Here is a 17,881-nt window from a genome sequence, read left to right on the forward strand (position 1 = left end):
GGGGTGAAAATCACCGCCCGCAGTCGTTCACGGCCTGCATCGCCATCGCGATCTCGAGGATCTTCGGGCGGATCGCGACGGCGACGCGATGCTTGCACGGGCTGTCGTCCCGCTCGTCGGCGGGACACGTACAGCTAACCGGGAGGCCGTCGACGACCGAGACACGGTACTCGTGCTTGGCCGGATCGAGGTGGCTCTCGTTGCGAACCCGGACGTCGCCGGCCTGGAGCGAGAACGCGAAGGCTTCGTACTGCGCCCGTTTGCGCACACGATTCGACGGGTCGAGTTCAGCGAATGGTGGGTGCTCCATCCTGCGTACTAGCGGGGTGCTGGTTTCGACCATCTTGGCGAGGCTGCGAAGCGGGACCGCTACGCCAGGTGGGCAACCGCCTCCGGCTCGTCGACGTCGTCGAACTCGCCACGCTCGACCGGCTCCCAGTCCTCTCCCGGCGCTGGACTCCACCAATCCACCTCGTAGGCGCCGGGCGCCCCGAGGATCTTCGCTCGCGCTGCGCCGTCAGGGAGGTCGCGACGGAGTTTCTCGTCGACGTGGAGGTTCCACGTCGTGTCGGTGGTGAAGCGCGCGATCGCGGCGTCTTCGTGGCCGCGTGTCTCCAGTGGCTCCTGCAGTTCGACCTGTGTGTTGCAGTGCTTGCAGAACACCCCCTCGAAGGGGATGTGGCTGAACACCTCGTGTCCGCAGACCGGACACCAGAGGAACTCGAACAATGCCTCACTATGACGGTCAAGTACTTCCACGCTCATCGGTGAATCAGGCCCGATCAGTCCGGGCCACTCCCTCGTGCCCGGCCGAAAAACAGTGCGCTGCGCGGGCTTCCTCCGCGCTGTCTCCCGCCTGGTCGTGGTTCATGAACTAGGACATGCGAACATCTTTTACTCCATGAGCAAGTAGACAGGAGTAGCAACTGGGGTCCCTATGAGCAGTAACGACACCAAGCATGTGCAAACGGAACTGAACGAGGACGAATACGAACGCTTCCGGGAGTTTGCGCGAGAGCACGGACTCTCGCTCAAGGAAGCGGGCCACGAGGCGCTCATCGAGTGGATCGAACGCCAGCAGCAAGCCGACCCGAACGACCCGGCGTTCACCGTCCTCGACGACCTTGAGGACGAGTCCCTTCCAGCGTCGGCGGCGACGGACGCTCGCGAAGAAGACGATCTCACCGATGAGTGGGACGGGAGCGACGAATCGTTCACGCTCGCCGACGATCCGTCCGCCCAGCCCTGACCGCAGATGGCAGAGCCAGTCGACACCCCGATCGGCACAGTTACAGCCGAGCACTTCCGCCCGGGCCACGTCCGACATCAGGTCGTTGTCGGCCCGAAGTTCCTCTACGCGCTGTTCAATCCTCGCGATCAGATGCACGCAGTCTCGCGGGCCTTCATGGCGTTCGTCCGCGACGGTGACCTCCCCTATCGTCGCCTCATCGTCAACGATCACATTGTCGACGAGGCCGCAACCCGGCTGAAAAAACAGGCGTCGATGCGGAACGCCGCATCGTTCCTGACGACGCTCGACGAGAGTACGCTGTATCAGTTCGAATCCGTCTCTGAGGATGTGTTCGATGACGCCAAAGCAACGTTCGTTGAGTGGACGGATCTGGATGCGTCACTCACTGATTTCGTCGTCGCCGCACACATGGACGAGCTGGCGGTCGATCACATCCTCACGTACGACCGGCACTACGATGCGTTCGACGTGACGACGCTCCCGTATCGCAGTCAGGACTAGCGGTACCAAGCACGTCCGAACCCTCACGAGATGGATCCAGCCGTGGATTGAGTCGATAAGCGCCCGCGACCGCATTCGGGCGGTCGCCGAGGCACTTCGCGAACCTCGCTCAGTTAACTGGATCAGCGAGCAGGCCGACGCTGCCTGAAGTACGACCAACGAGGAACTCCAGGATCTCGTCGCCCAGGACCAGCTGCGTCGCGTCGAAGCCGGCGAGACCACGCACTATCAGCCGGACTATACGCGACTGCTCTTCGAGGAAACCCGGACGCCAGTTCGCTGCACTGGATATCGAACCGGGCGCTCTCGGGGTCGCCGAGCCCATCGCTGCGACTGATCTGCAGTTCCGTGGGGGCGACGACATCGTCGTACGCTGTTTCGTCGGCGAGCGGGTCGAGTTCGAGCCAGCAGTCACGAATCCGCTGGAGCGCCGGCAGATCGACCAGCCCGCACTCGCCGGCACGGTCGTCGTCGGTCATTGGCTCCGGTGGAGGCGCATCCGGAGACGTGCGCTTGAACAGCGGGACGTTGAACGCGAACGGAGAGTATGAGCCTCCGGCCGACTGTGTTGGCCAGAGCGAGAGTCCACGCTGACAGCCCACGGCTTTAGCCGTGGGTTAGCTTACCCAGATCTGGTCCTGTGGATTGACTGTCTCCGTCCGAAAGGAGGTAGCTGCCAGAATGACTGGAATCGTTCATCCAACTCTGACGGACCACGCGAAACTGGGCCGAGTACTACGACAGACGCCGCCGGATGGCCGCCGTCGCATCGCCGACGTACTCTTCGGCCGTCTCGATCGCGCGCTCCTCGAACGGCGGCGTCAGCACGCGGTGGGCACAGAGACGACCAGAGGCCGCGTTGTTCCCGGCGCCCGGCCACGTCGACGCCCCGCAGACGTAGAGGTCCTCGACGGGCGTGCCGTACCGCGACCAGCCGGGAAACGGCCGCCACAGGAAGTTCTGGCGGAGGTGGTGACTCCCGGCGACGCTGTCGCCGCCGACGAGGTTGGGGTTCGTCGCTTCGAGGTCCGCCGGCGAGTGCACGTCACGATCCCGGATTGAGTCCCGGATTCCGGGGGCATACGTCTCGAGTTTGTCGAGCACGCGCTCGGCCATCGGCTCGGCCGCCACCTCCCAGTCGGTCGCCTCGATCTCGTCGGCTGCATCGCCCTCGATCTCCGAGGGGAGCGCTCGCACCTGGACCCAGAGGATATGCCCGTTGTCGGGCGTTCGGGTTTCGTCGACGGCGGTTGTCTGACCGACGACGAGCAGCGGCGATTCGGGGAGCTGGCCGTTCTGGGCAGCGGTGTACGTCGCCGCCAAGTCGTCGACGCTCGGGGCGATGTGGACGTACGCGAACTCCGACAGCTCCGCACCGGCCTCCCAATTCGGCAGGTCATCGAGTGCGAGATGGATCATCATCGTCCCCGGTCCGTACTCGTAGCGGTCGACTTTTTCGCGGAACGACCCAGGGAGGGCGGTGTCGTCTACGAGCCGGTCGTACAGCACCGTCGGCGTCAGATTCGCGACGACCGCTTCGCGAGCGCGGACCGTCGTGCCGTCGGCAAGCGTGACACCGGTCGCCCGGCCGTTCTGGGTGTCGACGGCGGTGACCTCGGCGTTCGTGCGGATCTCGCCGCCGCGGGCCTCGATAAGTGTCGTCAGCGCCTCGGGGATCGCCGACGCGCCGCCGGTCGCGACGGAGATGCCCTCCGAGAGTGCAGTGAACGATTCGAGGAACGGGAACATCGCGCCGCCGGAGACGTCCGGGCCGAAGTCGAGGTGGAGTCCCCAACAGGCCATCAGCGCTTTCGCCTCCGGCGTCTCGAAGTAGGCGTCGCCGAGCTCGCGCGTCGAGCTCAGGGGGATCTGTGCGAGATCGACGAGTCCGCTGGGGCCTTCCCGCCGAGCGGCGTCGAAGAGCGTCCGGCCGGCAGCGACGGAGGGGAGTGGCTGTCCCAGCAACGGTGCGAGATTCTCGGCGAACCGGCCGAACTCCTCGTGGAGCGTCTCCCAGCCCTCGGCGTCGGCTGGGGAGTGCGCTTCGAACTCCTCACGGGTTCGGTCGGCGTCCTGATAGACCCGCAGAGCGTCACCGCCCGGGTAGACGTTCGCGAACGGTTTGTCGGTCTGTGAGAACGCGAGCCCCGCCTCACGGAGTTCGTCGCCGAACTCCTCGAAGACCTGCGAGCCGAGGAAGAGGTTCTGGTTCGTCGAGTGGGTGTCGTGGGTATAGCTCTCGCGAGTGAGTTCGTCGCTGCGAACCGAGCCGCCGGGCTTGTCGTTGCGTTCGAGCACGCAGACGTCCCAGCCCTCGTCGGCGAGGTACAGCGCTGCTGTGAGGCCGTTGTGTCCCGCCCCGACGACGATGGCGTCGTACGTTTCGGCCATGCCCCAAGAGTTGTTTGGACGGAGACAGAAAGCTTTCGGCGGATGCAGGTCGTCGCTGGCCCTGTCGGCAGTCGCACGGCTCGCTCAGGAGGGGCTGTCGCTCCACAATTTGTCTCACGTCTTGGGACGATCGTCGACAAGAGAACTCATTCGGACTTCCACATCTGCGCCACTGGTGAGCGCCGCAAGTGGCCACGGCAGACCGTGACTCCGCCCCCAGAGCGGGTCGCCGTCGCTTCTGCCCGGAGAGTTCGTTCGCCTTCGCGTCGGTGCCGCGACCGATTTCCGTCGCCAAGCCGCGATCGTGGCGGTTCGTGGTGAGTGGAGCACCCGTTCGTTCGCACTCCTCGTCGTCGTACGCCCGCCACTCAGGCCCGTGATCGAGACGCTGTTCGTCGATGACCAGCCCACATCCTCGCAGACAGTTTCGATCGCGTTCGTGGTGACCCGGCCGTCGCACTCGGGACACTGGTTCGCGCTCGACTCCGTTCGGACGTCTTCGTCGAAGCCGCTCTCGTAGATGTCTCTAGTTGCCATCGTTCTCACCGTGTCTCGGGAACCCGCCAGTATGGCGCGCCCCGCACCCATTGAGGGGTAAATAAACACCTCGCGGAACGGCGGCGATATAGTGTCCTGCTTTGGCGAACTCAGACGTGCTAGTCGATAGCTTCAGACTGGAGCCTCTCGACCATTACTGAGACGATCAACGTCTGAAACACAGCGGAAAGCGGGAACCCGATGAACACCACGACGCCTCGAAATACTACCGTCACGAGTGGGGATGATTCGATGCCAGCTACGGAGAACAGGACAGCGAAGGGGAACGACGCCATATAGAGTACCCACACCGGAAGAAACAGCAGGAAACTGAGGGGGAGAACGATTGGTTTCCAGACCGCTTCGTAGAGTGAGAGCGTATCGAGCGCTACGAACCCAACAAACCCGACGAACACCCCCACGAGTATGCCGCCAGCAAGGAGTGGAGGAGACCCAAGCCAGCGGACGATCCGGTGAGTTTCACCTCGCTCATCGACTCTAAAGCGCGATCCAAAACCACCCGCGACCAGCATTACTGTGAGGAGGACACCGAGTAACGTGATCATGCCTACTGCTGTCGGCTCGAAGCACAACGGCTGGCAGTACTGGCCGCCCTGGAAGAACAGAAACGTGAGCGGATACGCGAGCAGTAAGAACGGGAGGACACATTGTCGGAGCCAGCTGCGATCCATACCATATGTCGTCACCTCTGTATCATAAGCGTGGCTTACAAACGAACACGGTGACATTTACTGTACGAACGATTCTATACCGCTCATAGAGGTCTGACTAAACCCCGTGAATTATCGATTCGAGTCGCTACCTTGGCGCGCATTGATGTTGCTTAATTCGCTCTGGGAGCCCGACTTTCCCACAAACAGGACAATTTCTGCAAGGGCGTCGGCGGCAGGTCATTCCAGGCGTCCAGAGTAGCCGCTAACTGTGCCTCAACGATTGGCGAGTCGGTCGTTCGTCGAGCTTCGCGGAAATGGGTCCGAAACCGTTCACGGGCTGTGAGGCTACGATCCTCGGGCATTTTGCTCGGGGGCACGTTCTGGTGTGCCCTCCACCCCTCTGGGAGCCCGATAGACTCGCCCCTATCGCGAACCCCTTTCAGCGGTTTCCCGGATAAATGTTGGACCGGTTAGTAAGGTCGTGGCTGCGCGCGCAGCGAAGTCCTCGTGAGCATCGCGAACGAGGGCACGTGAGACGAGCAACAGCGAGTCTCACGGAGCGAGCACGGAGCGGAGGGTGGGGTGGTGGGGCTTGGGTCGGCCCGGCGCACAGCAAAAAGAAGGCTGCGCCGACTGGCTATGCGTCCCACCAGCGGCCGCGCTCCGGGAAGTGGATGCTACTCCATCCGGTCACGGCCACCGAGATCCGGCCCTTGTACCAGTTCGTGGCCGCTTCGTGGATACGGACCTTCTCGCCTTCCTCGATCCACGGGGCGTCCGATGCTTTCCAAACTGTCAGTTTCGTTTGCCCGCTCTCGTCCGCGATCAGCCCGACTTGCTGGATGGCCGGCGAATCACTATCCCAGAGGGTCTCCACACGGCCTTCGATCGTGACCGTGCCGCGATCAACCTCATCGAGGGCGTCGATGGGCACCGAACCTGTGGGCGCCGTCTGCAACGCCTCGAACACCCGCACGACCGCACTCGTCATGTCCGTGCCGTCGACGACCGCGTCGGCCAGGCGTCGACTGATCGCCGCCCGCGACCAGCCATCCACCCGCGTCGCGAGTCGGTCTGCCTCCGTGTTCACTGTCGCCAGTTCATCCTGGGAGAGCTCCGCTCGGGGATCATCCCGTTCCGGGTCGGCCATCGGGTCCACGCTCGCGGCCCGCTGCTGGAACTCCCGCCGGCGCTGCTTGCTCCCTTCAGCGGCGACCTCTCGCGTGCGCTGCTCCCGACCCTCCTGCGTGCCCAGCTCGGCCTGGGTACTGATGCGCTCCAGTTCGGCTTCCCGCGCCCGAATGCGCTCCTCCTGTTCGAGGGTGACACCGTGAATCCGTTCTTGGCTCGTGTCCGCGATCCCATCCGGGTGGTTCGCATCGACCTTGGCCTGCGTCTCCTGCTCGACCGCCGCCTCGAACTCCGGCGTCTCGTCGACGACCGGGAAGCCGTCTTCATCGACCGCCTGACCGCCCGCTTTCTCGAATGCCTGTTCATCGACCGAAACGACCTTTCCGCTAGCGTTGTTACTAGACATTGGAATCGACCTGATTCCGAAGGCGCTGACGCGCCGACTCCGCGATGCTCCTACATCGCGGTTTTCCGACGACAACGACCGACAGAACCATCTGCGCGCTCTCGCTCGCGCCTTCGCGAGCGCCCTACCGGGCGCGAGCGAGAGCGCGCCTGCATGAGGTGGCCCCAACCAGCACCGCGCGCCGACCCGCCCGGAGCGAGCGGCCAGCGCATTCCCCGTTCGCCGCGACGCAACTACGTCCGTCGCGGTCGGCTGTGCCGAGGTCCGTAGGACCCGAACGGGTGAAGCGCTGGCGTCGAGGGCACATGCATTTTAGCCCGGAACGGGCGCGGGCGGTGCGGAGAGCGCCCGCACGCCCGGAATGGTCGGTCGCGAGCGACGCGGAGGGCGGCAGCGGCGAGCGGTGCGAGCCGTATCGCATCACACTAGCCAATCGGTAGAGCTCACTTGCCCAGCAATAGCCCCCAAGGCGGGACTGAAAGGGGCCGGGGGCTCGACGTACCCCGGCGACGCAAGCACCGCAGGAACGAGGCGCGCAGCGAGTCGCGGTCGTCGAGCCCCCGGGGGCTTTCGAGGAGGTCCCAATTGACGCTAACAGCTTTTTGTCTCTTCAGAAGGGGTTTACCCCAGCGCTAGCCACTAGGGATATGGCCCCGCTGACGCGTCGACAGCTCCTCCAACAGACGGCGGCCGGCGGAGGTGTTCTGGCCCTCGCCGGCTGTACTGCACCGAATCTTCCCGGGCACTCTGATGGCGAGTCGGTTCCGAAACCGTTCACGAACGACGCGTACACCGCGAGTTACACGACCGCTGGCCGCTGGCTGCAGGACGGTCACGATGGTGGCCGAACCGGAAACGCAGCCTCCATAGTCCCGCACGGCGACGTCGACGTGGCCTGGCTACGCCGTCCGGGGACTGACCCCCATAGCGCAACGGCGCCGATTGCCGGCCCGGACCAGGTCTACATCGCCTATGTTGAGTCACCGGATGATGCCGAGCACTCGGAAACCCACCTTGCAGGGTTCGACGCCGAATCCGGCGAGCAGCAACTCGACGTGGATCTCGGAATCGGCCGTGCCGTCGGCCTTGCGCTCGTCGACGAGACGCTCTTGGCCGTCACGCGCGGGGCGGACTACGAGCAGGCGACGCTGACAGGCCTTGCCCGCGACGACGGATCGACCCAGTGGACGGACACGATTCCGGACGTAACTGGCTCACCAGCAGTTGTGGATGAGACCTGCTACTTGGCGACGCGCGACGAAGATAACGCAGTGTACGCCTACACGCTGGATGGCACCCAACAATGGCGAACCTCAATCGAGGGGGAGTGCTACACGGCGCCCTGCGCCGACAGCGGTGGGGTCTACGTCGGATTAACTGACGGCCGTATTGCCGCACTCGATGCGACGACTGGGGATCGACGATGGAGCAAACAGATCGCCACTCGAGACGACTGTTGTCCGGACATTCAGGGCACACCGACGGTCGCCGACGGCCGCCTGTACGTCCCGGGTATCACCGAGGAACTCGTCGCCGCCGATACCGCCGATGGAACCGTGCTGTGGCGGACGGCGGTCGTGGACGAAGACTACGGCAACGCGATCCCGTCACCAGCCGTCACCGCCGAGACTGCGTACGTGAATACGTATCACGGAGGATTGGTTGCAATCGATATCTCGGACGGGACTGTTCGCTGGCGGTCGGCTGAAAGTGGGTACAATCAATCCCCTGCTGTTGGTGACGGTGGCGTAGTCGTTCCACAGAATGACGCTGTCGTCGCCTTCGAGACGGGTGACCGCCAAGCGTGGACCATCGAGATCACCGTCCCCGATATCGGAATGGCGGGCTACATCATGGACACAGACGTCGCACTAGCGCACGGTATGTGTTACGTCGGGGTTGCCGATGGGCGGATCTACGCAATCGGGAGCAGCGAGTAGAGTACACGAGTGCCTGGCAAGAAAAACGTCCACACCCCGTAATCGCCGGGCAACCGCGTATCTGTTCGAAAAGCGAGCGACCAGCGGATCGACATCCACTCCGCGGACACGGAGCGTCCGCTCGCTGGTGTCACGGCGACACCACGGCGGCACCTTGCGGGTCTGTGCGCTATTCGTTGGGGCCCACCGTGGCCCCCTTGACGGGGAACCACTGGTGGTCGTCCCACTGGAACCGCACGGGCCGTGCCGTCGGCCTGACCTCGGTATTCGTCGCCTGTTCGAGCAGCGTCCGCGACGCGACGAGGTCGGCGTGCCCCTCGAAGCCACACGGACACCGCAGCGTCTCGCGATGCCGGCGGGTCCGTTCGCGCTCACCACACTCCGGACACGTCTGGGAGGTCCACGCCTCGGAGGTTGATGCCACCTCGATGCCGTACTCCTCGCAGACGTTCGCGAGCTGGTCGAGACACTGCCGGTGCGCCCAGAAGGTGCGGGCTTTGAGGTTCGCCTCGACCGACCAGTACTCGCCGAGGACGCCGGTGAGGTCACCGTGATAGATGGTTTCGACGCCGTCGTCGTGGAGTCGCTCAACGAGGTCACGAAGGAGCGCGTTCACGGCGTGGTCGCGCCGGCGGGACCGCTTCCGATAGAGCCGCTTGATCCGCGTGCTGGTCTGCTGTCCAGCCGGCAGCTTCGCTTTGGCGTCGGCGATGCGCTCGGTCGTCTCACGGAACTGCCGAAACGGCTCCTGGCCGCCGTACCAGTACTGGTCGCCAGCCGTCGTCGTACACGCGACGAGGACGTTCGCGCCGATATCGAGCGCGGCGACGTCCGTCCCCGTCGGCGTCACCTGTTCCGCCTCGGGGACCGTCACCGGCTGGTGGGCCCGGTACGTCTCGTCGACGTCGTCGTAGGTGAGGTGAAGGCGACCCTGCTCGCCCTGCCAGTGCGGTTCACCGCGGATGGTAACCCGGAGCCGTTCGAACCGACTGAAACCGTACTCGTCTTTGAGCTGGCTGCCGATGGGGACCTCCAGCCGGGAGCGCTCGCCCCAGCAGATCGTGTAGGCGTCGTTGCGGATGTAGGTCCGCAGGTCGCGCCCGTCGGCTTGGTTCCCCCAATAGCCCGGCGGACTGACCTCTTGGTCGGCCTCCTCCACTGTCTCGAAGAACGACCGCCAGGCGGCGTCGTTGACGCGGGTGACCTGCTGGGTCGTCGCCGACCCCAACACGTCGACGTACTCGTCGTAGTAGCCGTCACAGTCCCAGACGCTCTCGCCGGCGAAGAACTGCTGCCGGCGCGCATACGTCAGCTGGTTCCAGAGGCTCGCTGATGCATCAAGGAGGCGCCGAAGGACATTGTCGGCTCGCTCCGATTGCGGGACGACCTCGAAGGTGTTGGTTCGTCTCACCGCTCTGACTCACCCCACATCCGCGGCACGTAGCCGAGGTGTTCGACGTCGTCCGCATAGTCTCGAAGGAGCCCGATCAGGACGATTTCCGGAACACCGTTCTCGGCCTGTTCGACTAACCATTCCTCCAGTTCGACTTCGGCCTCCTCGATTTCGTTCAGTTCGACCGACATCGATCATCGCGCCTCTATCAGACGGTGCACCTGTCGCTGGCGGTGGTAACACATCTCGAATCACCTGTGTTGTGCAGGCACGACCGAACGCGCCTGCACCCTTCGCAGGCGCTCAAAAACACCACCGCACTACGCAGTCAGAATGAGGTATCGAAGACCCGTTGTAGCACCTGGTTTGAAGCGGTAAGTACTGGTCCCTGCCAAACAGCGATTTCTCCCACGGGAGTTACAAGTGAATGGGCTTTATCAAGCTCTGCTAGTGATACACTGGGGTATGAGGTGGTCTCCGCTTGCTCGGAAAGAATTCTACGACCACATCCAGTCGAAGGGTGTCTGGTTGCTAGGTGTCCTTCTAGTCGTCGCAAGTTTTCTGTCGCTCGGTGGCCCTCCGTACCTCGTCACGGCCTTAAATGAGAATACGACACTGGTGGCGTTTCAAGCGCCCGTCAGCATCTTTGCCACATTTGGTGCGATCCTCCTTAGCCATAGATCGATCAGTAGCGAACGCGCGTCAGGAAGTATCAAAGTCGTCAGTGGCATGCCGGTCCGCCGCCATCATATCCTCCTCGGGAAAATCATCGGCCAAACCGCAGTCCTCTGTGTTCCCCTCCTCCTCACCTTCCTCGTCGTCGGCGCACTCGGCGCGCTGGAATACGGGCTGTTCTCTCTGGCCAAATTCGGCCTGCTGGTGGTTGTCTCTTGCCTCTATCTGCTTCTGAACGTCTGTGTCGGCGTTTCGATTTCTGCGGCCGTAAATACCTCCGTTCAAGCAGCTACGGCGGCGTTTAGCTATTACCTCATCTTCATCCTAGGCTGGGTGGATTTCATCATCTACCAGGTCTACACGCCACTCACGGGCGTCCAAGTCAATCCATTAAATCCGCCAGCATCGGAGAGTCTCTTTCTCCTCCACCGACTGGCTCCAGCCGGCGCGTATAACGTCCTCTTCAACTGGATTCTGGAAACGGGGAACTCAGCATCGTGGGTGCTTGGCGTCATTGCGGATCTCCAACCACAAACCCGGTCGAACGCCTTGGTTGTCGAACTCGCGTTCGAGGGAGTGGACGTCCCCGTGGTCCTCCACGAAGCGGGCGCACTCGTCATCTTCGCCGGATGGATACTCCTCCCGTTCGCGGTCGGCTACTACCGCTTCCGAGAGGCTGACCTCACATAACACGGAGCGTGTGTACTCATGCCTGCAATTACCACCACCGATCTCACGAAACGGTACGACGCAGAAACCGCCGTCCACGGGTTGAACCTGAAGATTCAGGACGGCGAAGTGTACGGGTTTCTCGGACCGAATGGAGCCGGAAAATCGACGACCATCAGTCTGCTCATGGATTACGTGCGCCCAACAGAAGGATCGGCACGCATCCTCGGACTCGATCCGCGAGAGGACGTCGTCGAAATCCACCAACGCGTTGGCATCCTCCCAGACCGGTTCAGTGTCTACGACCGCTTGACGGGCCGCCGGCATCTCAACTATGTCATCGACTCGAAGAACGCATCAGATTCTCCCGAGGACCTGCTCACTCGGGTTGGACTGGGCGATGCCATTGATCGGCAAGCCGGGGCGTACTCGAACGGGATGCAACAGCGCCTCGGGCTTGCGATGGCACTCGTTGGCGAACCCGACCTTTTGATTCTTGATGAGCCATTCACCGGGCTTGATCCCCATGGGGCACGGACGATCCGGGATCTCGTCTACGAGGAGAACGACCGCGGTGCGACCGTGTTCTTTTCGAGTCACGTGCTCGGCCAAGTTGAACTCGTCTGCGACCGAATCGGCATTCTCAACCAGGGAGAGCTGATCGCCGAAGGGCGGATCGATGATCTCCGCGAGCAAGTGGACGTTGAATCGTCTATCGTCTTCACGCTCGACCAGGTTCCGGATGGGCTTGCCGACACGCTCCGTGAACAGGATGGAGTGGTGAGTGTCTCGGCGGAAGACGACGAGCTCGTCGTGGTCACACGAAGTCAAAATGCCCGATGGCCAGTCATCCAGACGATTGAACAGACATCTGCTCCCGTTGATTCGTTCACAATGCGGGAACCGTCAATCGAAGACGTGTTTGCCGCTCATACGACGGGCAGGACTGAAACAGCGGACGAACCGTATTGAACGGCGTGTACTTCGTACCTTGATCCAGCAGTAATCCACCTTGGTACTGTTTTCAATAAGTATAGGTGAAACACCAATCGCTAACGATAGGCAACGTGTGTGGCATGGTTTACTCACATCCGTAGGAGGTGTGTTCGTGATGGAGGGTGCTTGCACCCAGGTAGAATTGGAGGCGGAGACATTCTTTAGATTCTGAAATGAGGCTTTGCGTATCAACATTGGCAGAGTCCCCGTCAACGTCAACTTGGATTGTGTACTGTCCTGGGCTAGAGAGCGGTGATTCGAAATCAGCGTAGGCCTTACCCTCACCCGCTGCCCCAAGTTCACGTATCTCCTCGAAAAGAACCTCGTCCTCCTCCAGTATCCGTACTGTGAATACGTACCCCGTCTCTCGCCGGTGGTTTTCGAGACGAATGTGCTCGATGACTGCCTTTGGTTCAGTGTCATCTGTGAGGCAGCCGGCCAATCCACCTATTGCTGCGATACCACCGCTCCGAAGAAACGTCCGACGAGAGGGCATCATCGTTCTGTTGATTCTATATATTCATCTGCTTCGGAAAAATAGTAGCGATAGGTTCGCACATCTACTTACCAGATGATTCGGTAATTTCCACGACGAAAATAACCATTTCGTGCGCAATTCTTTGGCAGCTTGACCAGAACTCTCCCAGTCGGAGGTGAGCAGCCACGCCGCGCAACCTCTCGCGCTTTCCCGCTGGCGCCGAGGGCACATGCACTTGAGCCCGGACCGGGCGCGGGCGGTGCGGAGAGCGCCCGCACGCCCGGAATGGTCGGTCGCGAGCGAAGCGAGGCGCGACCGCAGGGAGCGCCTCGACGGCGAGCGGGGAGCGAAGCGACCCGCGAGCAAGCGGAGGGCGGCAGCGGCGAGCGGGGCGGGCCGTCACGGACACACCTGTTCAACCGGCTACGTCGCTCGGTGAGCCATCTACCGTCCTGGCGGACTCAGAAAGGGCGAGGCCGCCTCGGCCACCGGGAGACGACGTCTCCCGAGCTCGCGGCGCGAAGCGCCGCGAACGTCCCCTGCCCCCGCAAGCACCGCAGGTACGAGGCGCACAGCGGCGTTCTCGTGGGCGTAGCGAACGAGAGCCAGCGAGACGCAGTCTCGCGCGGTCGCGGGATGCCGAGCGGCCGAGGGCTTTCGGGATTGGTTCACCCATCCTGACCAGCGTACGTTCTCGTATGTGCTGGCCTGGGAACCACTCCTGTGCTATCATGAAGACGGCTGGTTATTCTTCGACGTCGTCAGGAAGAGCCGCAGTCACGCTGTCGACCGGTGCGTAGTAGTTCCGCTCCTCGATCCAGGTCGTGAGCCACTCATCCGCCGTCTCGACGGTCAGTTCCTCGAGAACGACGCCGCGAACCAGCAGGCCGATTGACCCGGTGAGTGCAACGTCGTAGTCGGCCGCGAGCGTGCGGGCGTTCCCGTCATCCGTCACGAGCGTCCCACCAGCCGTGTGTGCAGCCACGAGCGATTCGGCTTCGCCGGGATCGAGACGGGTCTGAACCGCCGGATAGTCCTGCTGGAGTTGCTCCGGTGCGGTCTCAGCGATCTCGATCCCTCCTGAGTCAAGCACGTCGAGTGCGTGCTCTAGATACGCGTAGCCGACCTCACGGCCCTGCTCCAGTTCGGTTCGGACAGCGGGAACAGTCTGGAGGGCATCGAGCGTCGTCGTCAGCCAGGTAACGGAGTCTGTGTTCGCGTAGTTGCTGAGCACTGTCGCATCGAGCACAACAGGCCGCGAGAACGACTCGCTCATTCAAGATCGAGCGCCACGTCGACCTCATCTTCGAGTTCGTCCATGGATTGCGGGCCGAGCTGCAGCTCAACACCGGCTTCTTGGAGGATTTCCTCCATTTCCCAGCGAGTGACACCGGTGCGCTCGGCGGCCTTGCCGAGCGAGATCTCGCCGAGGACGTAGAGCCCGATCGTGGTCGCGAGCTCCTGTTTGTCCTCGACGGCGTTACGGCGGCGATCAGTAGCCATGGAGTCTACCTGAGCAAAGGGGCGGTGCGCTCATTAATGTGTCTCCAAAGGGGTCGGTCGCGAGCGAAGCGAGGCGCGACCGCAGGGAGCGCCTCGACGGCGAGCGGGAAGCGAAGCGACCCGCGAGCAAGCGGAGGGCGGCACGCGGCGAGCGGGGCGGGCCGGTACGTACGCACCTGTCTAGCCGTCCACGTCGCTCGGTGAGCCATCTACCGTCCTGGCGGACTCAGAAAGGGCGAGGCCGCCTCGGCCACCGGGAGACGACGTCTCCCGAGCTCGCGGCGCGAAGCGCCGCGAACGTCCCCCGACCCCGCAAGCACCGCAGGCACGAGGCGCGCAGCGGCGTTCTCGTGAGCGCAGCGAACGAGGGCCAGCGAGACCGAGTCTCGCGTGGTCGCGGGATGCCGAGCGGCCGAGGGCTTTCGGATGTCGTCGCCGGCGCTGGGTGGTCGGCGTCGCTACTCGGAGGCCGGTTACTCGTCGAGACGGTGGAGCAATTGTGTGACGTACGGACTGTGCTCCCAGCTCCGATGCGGGCTAATCGTCGTGATCAGCGTTCGAGCCGCTTCGTGGCTCAGATGCCCGTTCCGGGCGTAGTCGACGATGAGCCGCGGCGTCGGGACGATCCGTGGCCCTTGCAGTACGGCGTGAATCAGTGGGAAGTTCGTTCCGCCGAACTCGTCAGTGAGAAACCCGTCGACATCAAGCGCGTTCGCGAGGACGATCCCGTCGGTTTCGCCGTCGTCGAGCCCGAACGTTGGCCGGGTGTCCGGCGTCTCGTCGCGTTCGTAGGGGTCGTCAACCGTGTAGTAGTCGCGGGCCGCAAGGACGTTACTCGCGGCGGCCCCGTGGATATCCTGATACTGCGTGATGTCACGGAGTTCTGTAACGACTTCCGACGGCACGACCACGTCACACGAGGTGAGCAGATACTGGAACGGGTCCGGAGTGTCAGTGTCGACAGCTGCATCGGCTCGGGGCACCGCGAGACTGACGAGCGCGCTGGTGTCGGCGACGGCCGTTCGCAACTGCCGGCCGCTCATCCCTCGTCGTCGGCTGCGGTATCGACCGCCGTCGCGTCACCATCGTAGACGTCGACGTCGTCGGGGGCCGCAAGATCGAGCGGCTCGTCCTCGAGATCCGCTTTGAGAAGCCGGAGTCGCTGGGCGGTCTCGGCGCCCACCAGTTGCTTCACCGTCTCGAACTCGAGTTGGTTGTCGTAGTACTTCGTCGCGACGAGTTCTTGGAACGTCTCGCTGTCGGCGGTGTCTTCGATGTACTCACGCATCGCCTCGATGAGCAGATCCGTCCGATCCGTGTCGTAGAGCTCCGCGATCGCATCCAGCCGGTCGACGAGATACTCCGGCGACTGGAAATGGACCCGCCGCGGGTCATCGCTTGCGCTCATTGTATGTGCAAATTTTGCACATAGGCGTATAACGGTTTCGGCGTATGCACAGAGCTTGCACATTAAAACCCGTAGAACAGGAAGGGTTTACGTCACTCAGTCGTCGTCCTGTGCGTTCAGTTCGTCGAGGAACTGGCCAGCGGTCGTCCCTATACGAACACCGTCGACGTTGCGTACCTCGAGGTCCTGGGTGGCGGTCCGGAAGGGCATGGCGTCGACAAGGACGCGGTGAATGACGGTCCGGATAGGGGCGGTACCGTACCTGTCGACGACAGTCGCCATCAGTACGTCGAGGTGCCCGTCGTGGTGATCCGTCCGGGGATGCTGTGCACGTTCGAGGACGAGTTCGACCACGTCATCAACTGATGCGTGTTCAGGATTCTTCGTTCGTTCACGAACGTCGTAGAGAGCGTCGTTATCGGCCATTCCTGTTCACTTCAAAGAATTCTCCACGGTGTCAGGGCTCCGTGAGCAATGAGCGAGCTCGCTGCACGTAACCGTTCGCGTCCCAGCTACGGACGTCACTGATCGCATCGAGGAGCAACCGCGCTTCAGCAGCTGATAGGTGCTCAGCTCGAACGAGAACCGAGAGCAGCGTTGGTGTCGTGACGAGTCGGGTATCAGCGAGTGAGGCGTGGATCAAGCCAAGTTGGGTGAATTCGTCACAGAGGAAGAGCGCAGCATTGAGATCGTTCGCGAGCGTGACCGCCGCGTTCTCACCGTCATCGAGCGGAAACTCGGCATCGAGGTCGACCGACTGTGTCGTGAATGACTCCGCTTGGTCGAGGACGGCGGACGCGGCGTGCCCGTGGACATCCTCGTAGGAGGCGATCTCCTGGAGTTCATCGATGACCGCTGTTGGGACGACGACCTCGTACCGGGAGAGACAAAGTGCGAGTGGATCGGGATCGTCGTCAGTAACGCTCCCCAGACTCACGAGGGCGGAGGCGTCTGCGATAAGCTGCGGCATCTATGCGTCGGCGACCTCGTCGATGAAGTCCTCGTCCAACTGCTGTTTCAACACGCGGAGGTTTGCCGCTTCCTCGGCGCCGACGAGCGCTTTGAGTTGCTCGAAGGAGATCTCGTCGTCGTAGTAGGCGGCGGCGATTTCCTGGGTTAGCGCATCGTCGTGCGTGGCCTCCTGTAGATACTCCCGGAGCGCGGTCACAAGGATGTTCGTCCGGTCTTCGCCGAGTACCTCTGCTAGGGCGTCGGTCCGGTCAATAAGCCGGTGTGGCGCCCGGAACTGGACGCGTTTCTTATCGCTACTCATTATGTGTGCGTTGTGAGCTATCCCACTTAGCCCTTCTCATGTGTACAACGTGAGCTACGCTCAGCCGGGCATCAGTCGGACACGAGATGCGCTTCGAGGTCGCGCGTCCAGTACGTCGCGAGCCCACCTGGACTACAGCGGGCACACAGCTGTATCGGGCCTTCCAGGTGCCCGAGTTCGACCCGGAACCGGGTGAGCGCCGCGAGCGTGTCGACGACCAGTCCACAGCCGTCACAGGCGACGTGATCGCGCTCGTCGGGATCCGGTTCCGTCTGAATCGCGCAGTCGACACAGATCGGGTGGGTGACCCGTTCGTCCTGTCTCCAAGTGTGCGCCTCGCCAGTCTCGGTACCGGGCGGGGCGTCGCAGAACGCGCAGCCAACGAGGGTCTGCTGCATCACTCGCCCTCCCCGTCGGCGTCGCGGCCGGCCGACCAGACGTTGATAACGAATCTGTTTCATGGCCGTGAAACGGCGGTTCGTGGGGGCAAAAAACCCGTCTCGATTTAATAATCCCCGTCAACAAGGGGGTGGTACCGTGTCCGCGCTTCCGTCGAGAGGTGGCCAGCAATGCAGTCGTAGACTCAATGGCTCGCTGACCAGGTTCTGGGCCGTCCCTTCGTCGACGTCCGCCATGTCGCCGCCGTCGACGTCG

At 62.8% G+C, this 17,881-nt stretch carries 21 protein-coding genes and 2 pseudogenes; 5 read left to right on the forward strand and 18 right to left on the reverse strand.

Going from position 1 to position 17,881, the window contains the following annotated elements:
• Nucleotides 1-16: 16 nt before the first annotated feature.
• Nucleotides 17-310, reverse strand: a pseudogene (locus B4589_RS09100) (SWIM zinc finger family protein); the annotation flags it as partial.
• Nucleotides 311-369: 59 nt separating this feature from the next.
• On the reverse strand, nucleotides 370-765 hold the full coding sequence (locus B4589_RS09105) for a hypothetical protein (RefSeq protein ID WP_079233978.1): 396 nt from the start codon (nucleotides 763-765) through the stop codon (nucleotides 370-372).
• 172 nt (nucleotides 766-937) lie between these two features.
• Here B4589_RS09105 and B4589_RS09110 point away from each other — a divergent pair, with 172 nt between their 5' ends.
• Nucleotides 938-1,249: a hypothetical protein gene (locus tag B4589_RS09110; RefSeq protein WP_079233979.1), complete on the forward strand. Its 312-nt coding sequence runs from the start codon at nucleotides 938-940 to the stop codon at nucleotides 1,247-1,249.
• Between the two features lie 6 nt (nucleotides 1,250-1,255).
• Complete coding sequence (locus B4589_RS09115; RefSeq protein ID WP_255246063.1) at nucleotides 1,256-1,753, forward strand: type II toxin-antitoxin system VapC family toxin; 498 nt, start codon at nucleotides 1,256-1,258, stop codon at nucleotides 1,751-1,753.
• A 122-nt stretch (nucleotides 1,754-1,875) separates the two neighbouring features.
• On the opposite strand, the gene B4589_RS18185 is transcribed toward B4589_RS09115, so the two are convergent.
• The 5 genes and pseudogenes from B4589_RS18185 to B4589_RS09140 all read right to left on the reverse strand — a co-directional run bounded on the left by B4589_RS18185 (nucleotide 1,876) and on the right by B4589_RS09140 (nucleotide 6,892).
• On the reverse strand, nucleotides 1,876-2,232 hold the full coding sequence (locus B4589_RS18185; RefSeq protein WP_255246064.1) for a hypothetical protein: 357 nt from the start codon (nucleotides 2,230-2,232) through the stop codon (nucleotides 1,876-1,878).
• Between the two features lie 256 nt (nucleotides 2,233-2,488).
• Nucleotides 2,489-4,144, reverse strand: a complete 1,656-nt coding sequence (locus B4589_RS09125) for an NAD(P)/FAD-dependent oxidoreductase (protein ID WP_079233980.1) — start codon at nucleotides 4,142-4,144, stop codon at nucleotides 2,489-2,491.
• Between the two features lie 220 nt (nucleotides 4,145-4,364).
• A pseudogene (locus B4589_RS09130) lies at nucleotides 4,365-4,681 on the reverse strand (TFIIB-type zinc ribbon-containing protein); the annotation flags it as partial.
• 119 nt (nucleotides 4,682-4,800) lie between these two features.
• The gene (locus tag B4589_RS09135) at nucleotides 4,801-5,373 is read right to left on the reverse strand and encodes a hypothetical protein (RefSeq protein ID WP_079233981.1); all 573 of its coding nucleotides are present in this window, start codon (nucleotides 5,371-5,373) and stop codon (nucleotides 4,801-4,803) included.
• Nucleotides 5,374-5,992: 619 nt separating this feature from the next.
• Complete coding sequence (locus B4589_RS09140) at nucleotides 5,993-6,892, reverse strand: DNA-binding protein (RefSeq protein WP_079233982.1); 900 nt, start codon at nucleotides 6,890-6,892, stop codon at nucleotides 5,993-5,995.
• A gap of 647 nt (nucleotides 6,893-7,539) precedes the next feature.
• Between B4589_RS09140 and B4589_RS09145 the strand changes: the two genes are divergently transcribed.
• Nucleotides 7,540-8,832: a PQQ-binding-like beta-propeller repeat protein gene (locus B4589_RS09145; RefSeq protein ID WP_079233983.1), complete on the forward strand. Its 1,293-nt coding sequence runs from the start codon at nucleotides 7,540-7,542 to the stop codon at nucleotides 8,830-8,832.
• Between the two features lie 169 nt (nucleotides 8,833-9,001).
• Here the strand turns inward: B4589_RS09145 and B4589_RS09150 are convergent, their stop codons facing one another.
• Both B4589_RS09150 and B4589_RS09155 read right to left on the reverse strand, forming a co-directional pair.
• Nucleotides 9,002-10,243 carry an RNA-guided endonuclease TnpB family protein gene (locus tag B4589_RS09150; RefSeq protein WP_079233984.1) on the reverse strand — a complete coding sequence of 414 codons (1,242 nt, stop codon included), beginning with the start codon at nucleotides 10,241-10,243 and terminating at the stop codon, nucleotides 9,002-9,004.
• Nucleotides 10,240-10,416 carry a hypothetical protein gene (locus B4589_RS09155; RefSeq protein ID WP_176330518.1) on the reverse strand — a complete coding sequence of 59 codons (177 nt, stop codon included), beginning with the start codon at nucleotides 10,414-10,416 and terminating at the stop codon, nucleotides 10,240-10,242. The genes B4589_RS09150 and B4589_RS09155 overlap by 4 nt, the downstream gene beginning before the upstream one ends.
• Before the next feature lie 274 nt (nucleotides 10,417-10,690).
• Between B4589_RS09155 and B4589_RS09160 the strand changes: the two genes are divergently transcribed.
• A complete protein-coding gene (locus tag B4589_RS09160; protein ID WP_079233985.1) occupies nucleotides 10,691-11,590 on the forward strand; it encodes an ABC transporter permease in 900 nt (299 codons plus the stop codon).
• An 18-nt stretch (nucleotides 11,591-11,608) separates the two neighbouring features.
• Nucleotides 11,609-12,541, forward strand: a complete 933-nt coding sequence (locus B4589_RS09165) for an ABC transporter ATP-binding protein (RefSeq protein ID WP_079233986.1) — start codon at nucleotides 11,609-11,611, stop codon at nucleotides 12,539-12,541.
• A 109-nt stretch (nucleotides 12,542-12,650) separates the two neighbouring features.
• Here B4589_RS09165 and B4589_RS09170 read toward each other — a convergent pair whose 3' ends face one another.
• The 9 genes from B4589_RS09170 to B4589_RS09210 all read right to left on the reverse strand — a co-directional run bounded on the left by B4589_RS09170 (nucleotide 12,651) and on the right by B4589_RS09210 (nucleotide 17,625).
• Nucleotides 12,651-13,061, reverse strand: coding sequence for a twin-arginine translocation signal domain-containing protein (locus B4589_RS09170; protein WP_217920460.1), 411 nt, complete (start codon nucleotides 13,059-13,061; stop codon nucleotides 12,651-12,653).
• A 727-nt stretch (nucleotides 13,062-13,788) separates the two neighbouring features.
• Nucleotides 13,789-14,319, reverse strand: a complete 531-nt coding sequence (locus B4589_RS09175) for a hypothetical protein (protein ID WP_079233989.1) — start codon at nucleotides 14,317-14,319, stop codon at nucleotides 13,789-13,791.
• Nucleotides 14,316-14,546: a UPF0175 family protein gene (locus tag B4589_RS09180; RefSeq protein WP_079233990.1), complete on the reverse strand. Its 231-nt coding sequence runs from the start codon at nucleotides 14,544-14,546 to the stop codon at nucleotides 14,316-14,318. Before B4589_RS09180 ends, B4589_RS09175 begins: the two co-directional genes overlap by 4 nt.
• A gap of 473 nt (nucleotides 14,547-15,019) precedes the next feature.
• Nucleotides 15,020-15,589, reverse strand: coding sequence for a hypothetical protein (locus tag B4589_RS09185; protein WP_079233991.1), 570 nt, complete (start codon nucleotides 15,587-15,589; stop codon nucleotides 15,020-15,022).
• Nucleotides 15,586-15,954: a hypothetical protein gene (locus B4589_RS09190; RefSeq protein WP_079233992.1), complete on the reverse strand. Its 369-nt coding sequence runs from the start codon at nucleotides 15,952-15,954 to the stop codon at nucleotides 15,586-15,588. Before B4589_RS09190 ends, B4589_RS09185 begins: the two co-directional genes overlap by 4 nt.
• Before the next feature lie 96 nt (nucleotides 15,955-16,050).
• A complete protein-coding gene (locus B4589_RS09195) occupies nucleotides 16,051-16,380 on the reverse strand; it encodes a hypothetical protein (RefSeq protein WP_079233993.1) in 330 nt (109 codons plus the stop codon).
• Between the two features lie 31 nt (nucleotides 16,381-16,411).
• Nucleotides 16,412-16,924 (reverse strand): hypothetical protein, encoded by a 513-nt coding sequence (locus tag B4589_RS09200; protein ID WP_079233994.1) that lies wholly within the window; start codon nucleotides 16,922-16,924, stop codon nucleotides 16,412-16,414.
• Nucleotides 16,925-17,227 (reverse strand): hypothetical protein, encoded by a 303-nt coding sequence (locus tag B4589_RS09205; RefSeq protein WP_079233995.1) that lies wholly within the window; start codon nucleotides 17,225-17,227, stop codon nucleotides 16,925-16,927.
• A gap of 71 nt (nucleotides 17,228-17,298) precedes the next feature.
• Nucleotides 17,299-17,625: a hypothetical protein gene (locus tag B4589_RS09210; protein ID WP_079233996.1), complete on the reverse strand. Its 327-nt coding sequence runs from the start codon at nucleotides 17,623-17,625 to the stop codon at nucleotides 17,299-17,301.
• Between the last annotated feature and the right edge of the window lie 256 nt (nucleotides 17,626-17,881).

The sequence above is a fragment of the Halolamina sp. CBA1230 genome, from assembly GCF_002025255.2.
GTDB lineage: Archaea > Halobacteriota > Halobacteria > Halobacteriales > Haloferacaceae > Halolamina.

Coding starts and splice junctions, on each gene's coding strand:
- B4589_RS09175 (WP_079233989.1), bottom strand. CDS start 14,319: ATGAGCGAGTCGTTCTCGCGGCCTGTTGTGCTCGATGCGACAGTGCTC.
- B4589_RS09165 (WP_079233986.1), top strand. CDS start 11,609: ATGCCTGCAATTACCACCACCGATCTCACGAAACGGTACGACGCAGAA.
- B4589_RS09110 (WP_079233979.1), top strand. CDS start 938: ATGAGCAGTAACGACACCAAGCATGTGCAAACGGAACTGAACGAGGAC.
- B4589_RS09210 (WP_079233996.1), bottom strand. CDS start 17,625: ATGCAGCAGACCCTCGTTGGCTGCGCGTTCTGCGACGCCCCGCCCGGT.
- B4589_RS09205 (WP_079233995.1), bottom strand. CDS start 17,227: ATGAGTAGCGATAAGAAACGCGTCCAGTTCCGGGCGCCACACCGGCTT.
- B4589_RS09105 (WP_079233978.1), bottom strand. CDS start 765: ATGAGCGTGGAAGTACTTGACCGTCATAGTGAGGCATTGTTCGAGTTC.
- B4589_RS09145 (WP_079233983.1), top strand. CDS start 7,540: ATGGCCCCGCTGACGCGTCGACAGCTCCTCCAACAGACGGCGGCCGGC.
- B4589_RS09160 (WP_079233985.1), top strand. CDS start 10,691: ATGAGGTGGTCTCCGCTTGCTCGGAAAGAATTCTACGACCACATCCAG.
- B4589_RS18185 (WP_255246064.1), bottom strand. CDS start 2,232: ATGACCGACGACGACCGTGCCGGCGAGTGCGGGCTGGTCGATCTGCCG.
- B4589_RS09170 (WP_217920460.1), bottom strand. CDS start 13,061: ATGCCCTCTCGTCGGACGTTTCTTCGGAGCGGTGGTATCGCAGCAATA.
- B4589_RS09190 (WP_079233992.1), bottom strand. CDS start 15,954: ATGAGCGCAAGCGATGACCCGCGGCGGGTCCATTTCCAGTCGCCGGAG.
- B4589_RS09195 (WP_079233993.1), bottom strand. CDS start 16,380: ATGGCCGATAACGACGCTCTCTACGACGTTCGTGAACGAACGAAGAAT.
- B4589_RS09200 (WP_079233994.1), bottom strand. CDS start 16,924: ATGCCGCAGCTTATCGCAGACGCCTCCGCCCTCGTGAGTCTGGGGAGC.
- B4589_RS09185 (WP_079233991.1), bottom strand. CDS start 15,589: ATGAGCGGCCGGCAGTTGCGAACGGCCGTCGCCGACACCAGCGCGCTC.
- B4589_RS09140 (WP_079233982.1), bottom strand. CDS start 6,892: ATGTCTAGTAACAACGCTAGCGGAAAGGTCGTTTCGGTCGATGAACAG.
- B4589_RS09155 (WP_176330518.1), bottom strand. CDS start 10,416: ATGTCGGTCGAACTGAACGAAATCGAGGAGGCCGAAGTCGAACTGGAG.
- B4589_RS09115 (WP_255246063.1), top strand. CDS start 1,256: ATGGCAGAGCCAGTCGACACCCCGATCGGCACAGTTACAGCCGAGCAC.
- B4589_RS09180 (WP_079233990.1), bottom strand. CDS start 14,546: ATGGCTACTGATCGCCGCCGTAACGCCGTCGAGGACAAACAGGAGCTC.
- B4589_RS09125 (WP_079233980.1), bottom strand. CDS start 4,144: ATGGCCGAAACGTACGACGCCATCGTCGTCGGGGCGGGACACAACGGC.
- B4589_RS09135 (WP_079233981.1), bottom strand. CDS start 5,373: ATGGATCGCAGCTGGCTCCGACAATGTGTCCTCCCGTTCTTACTGCTC.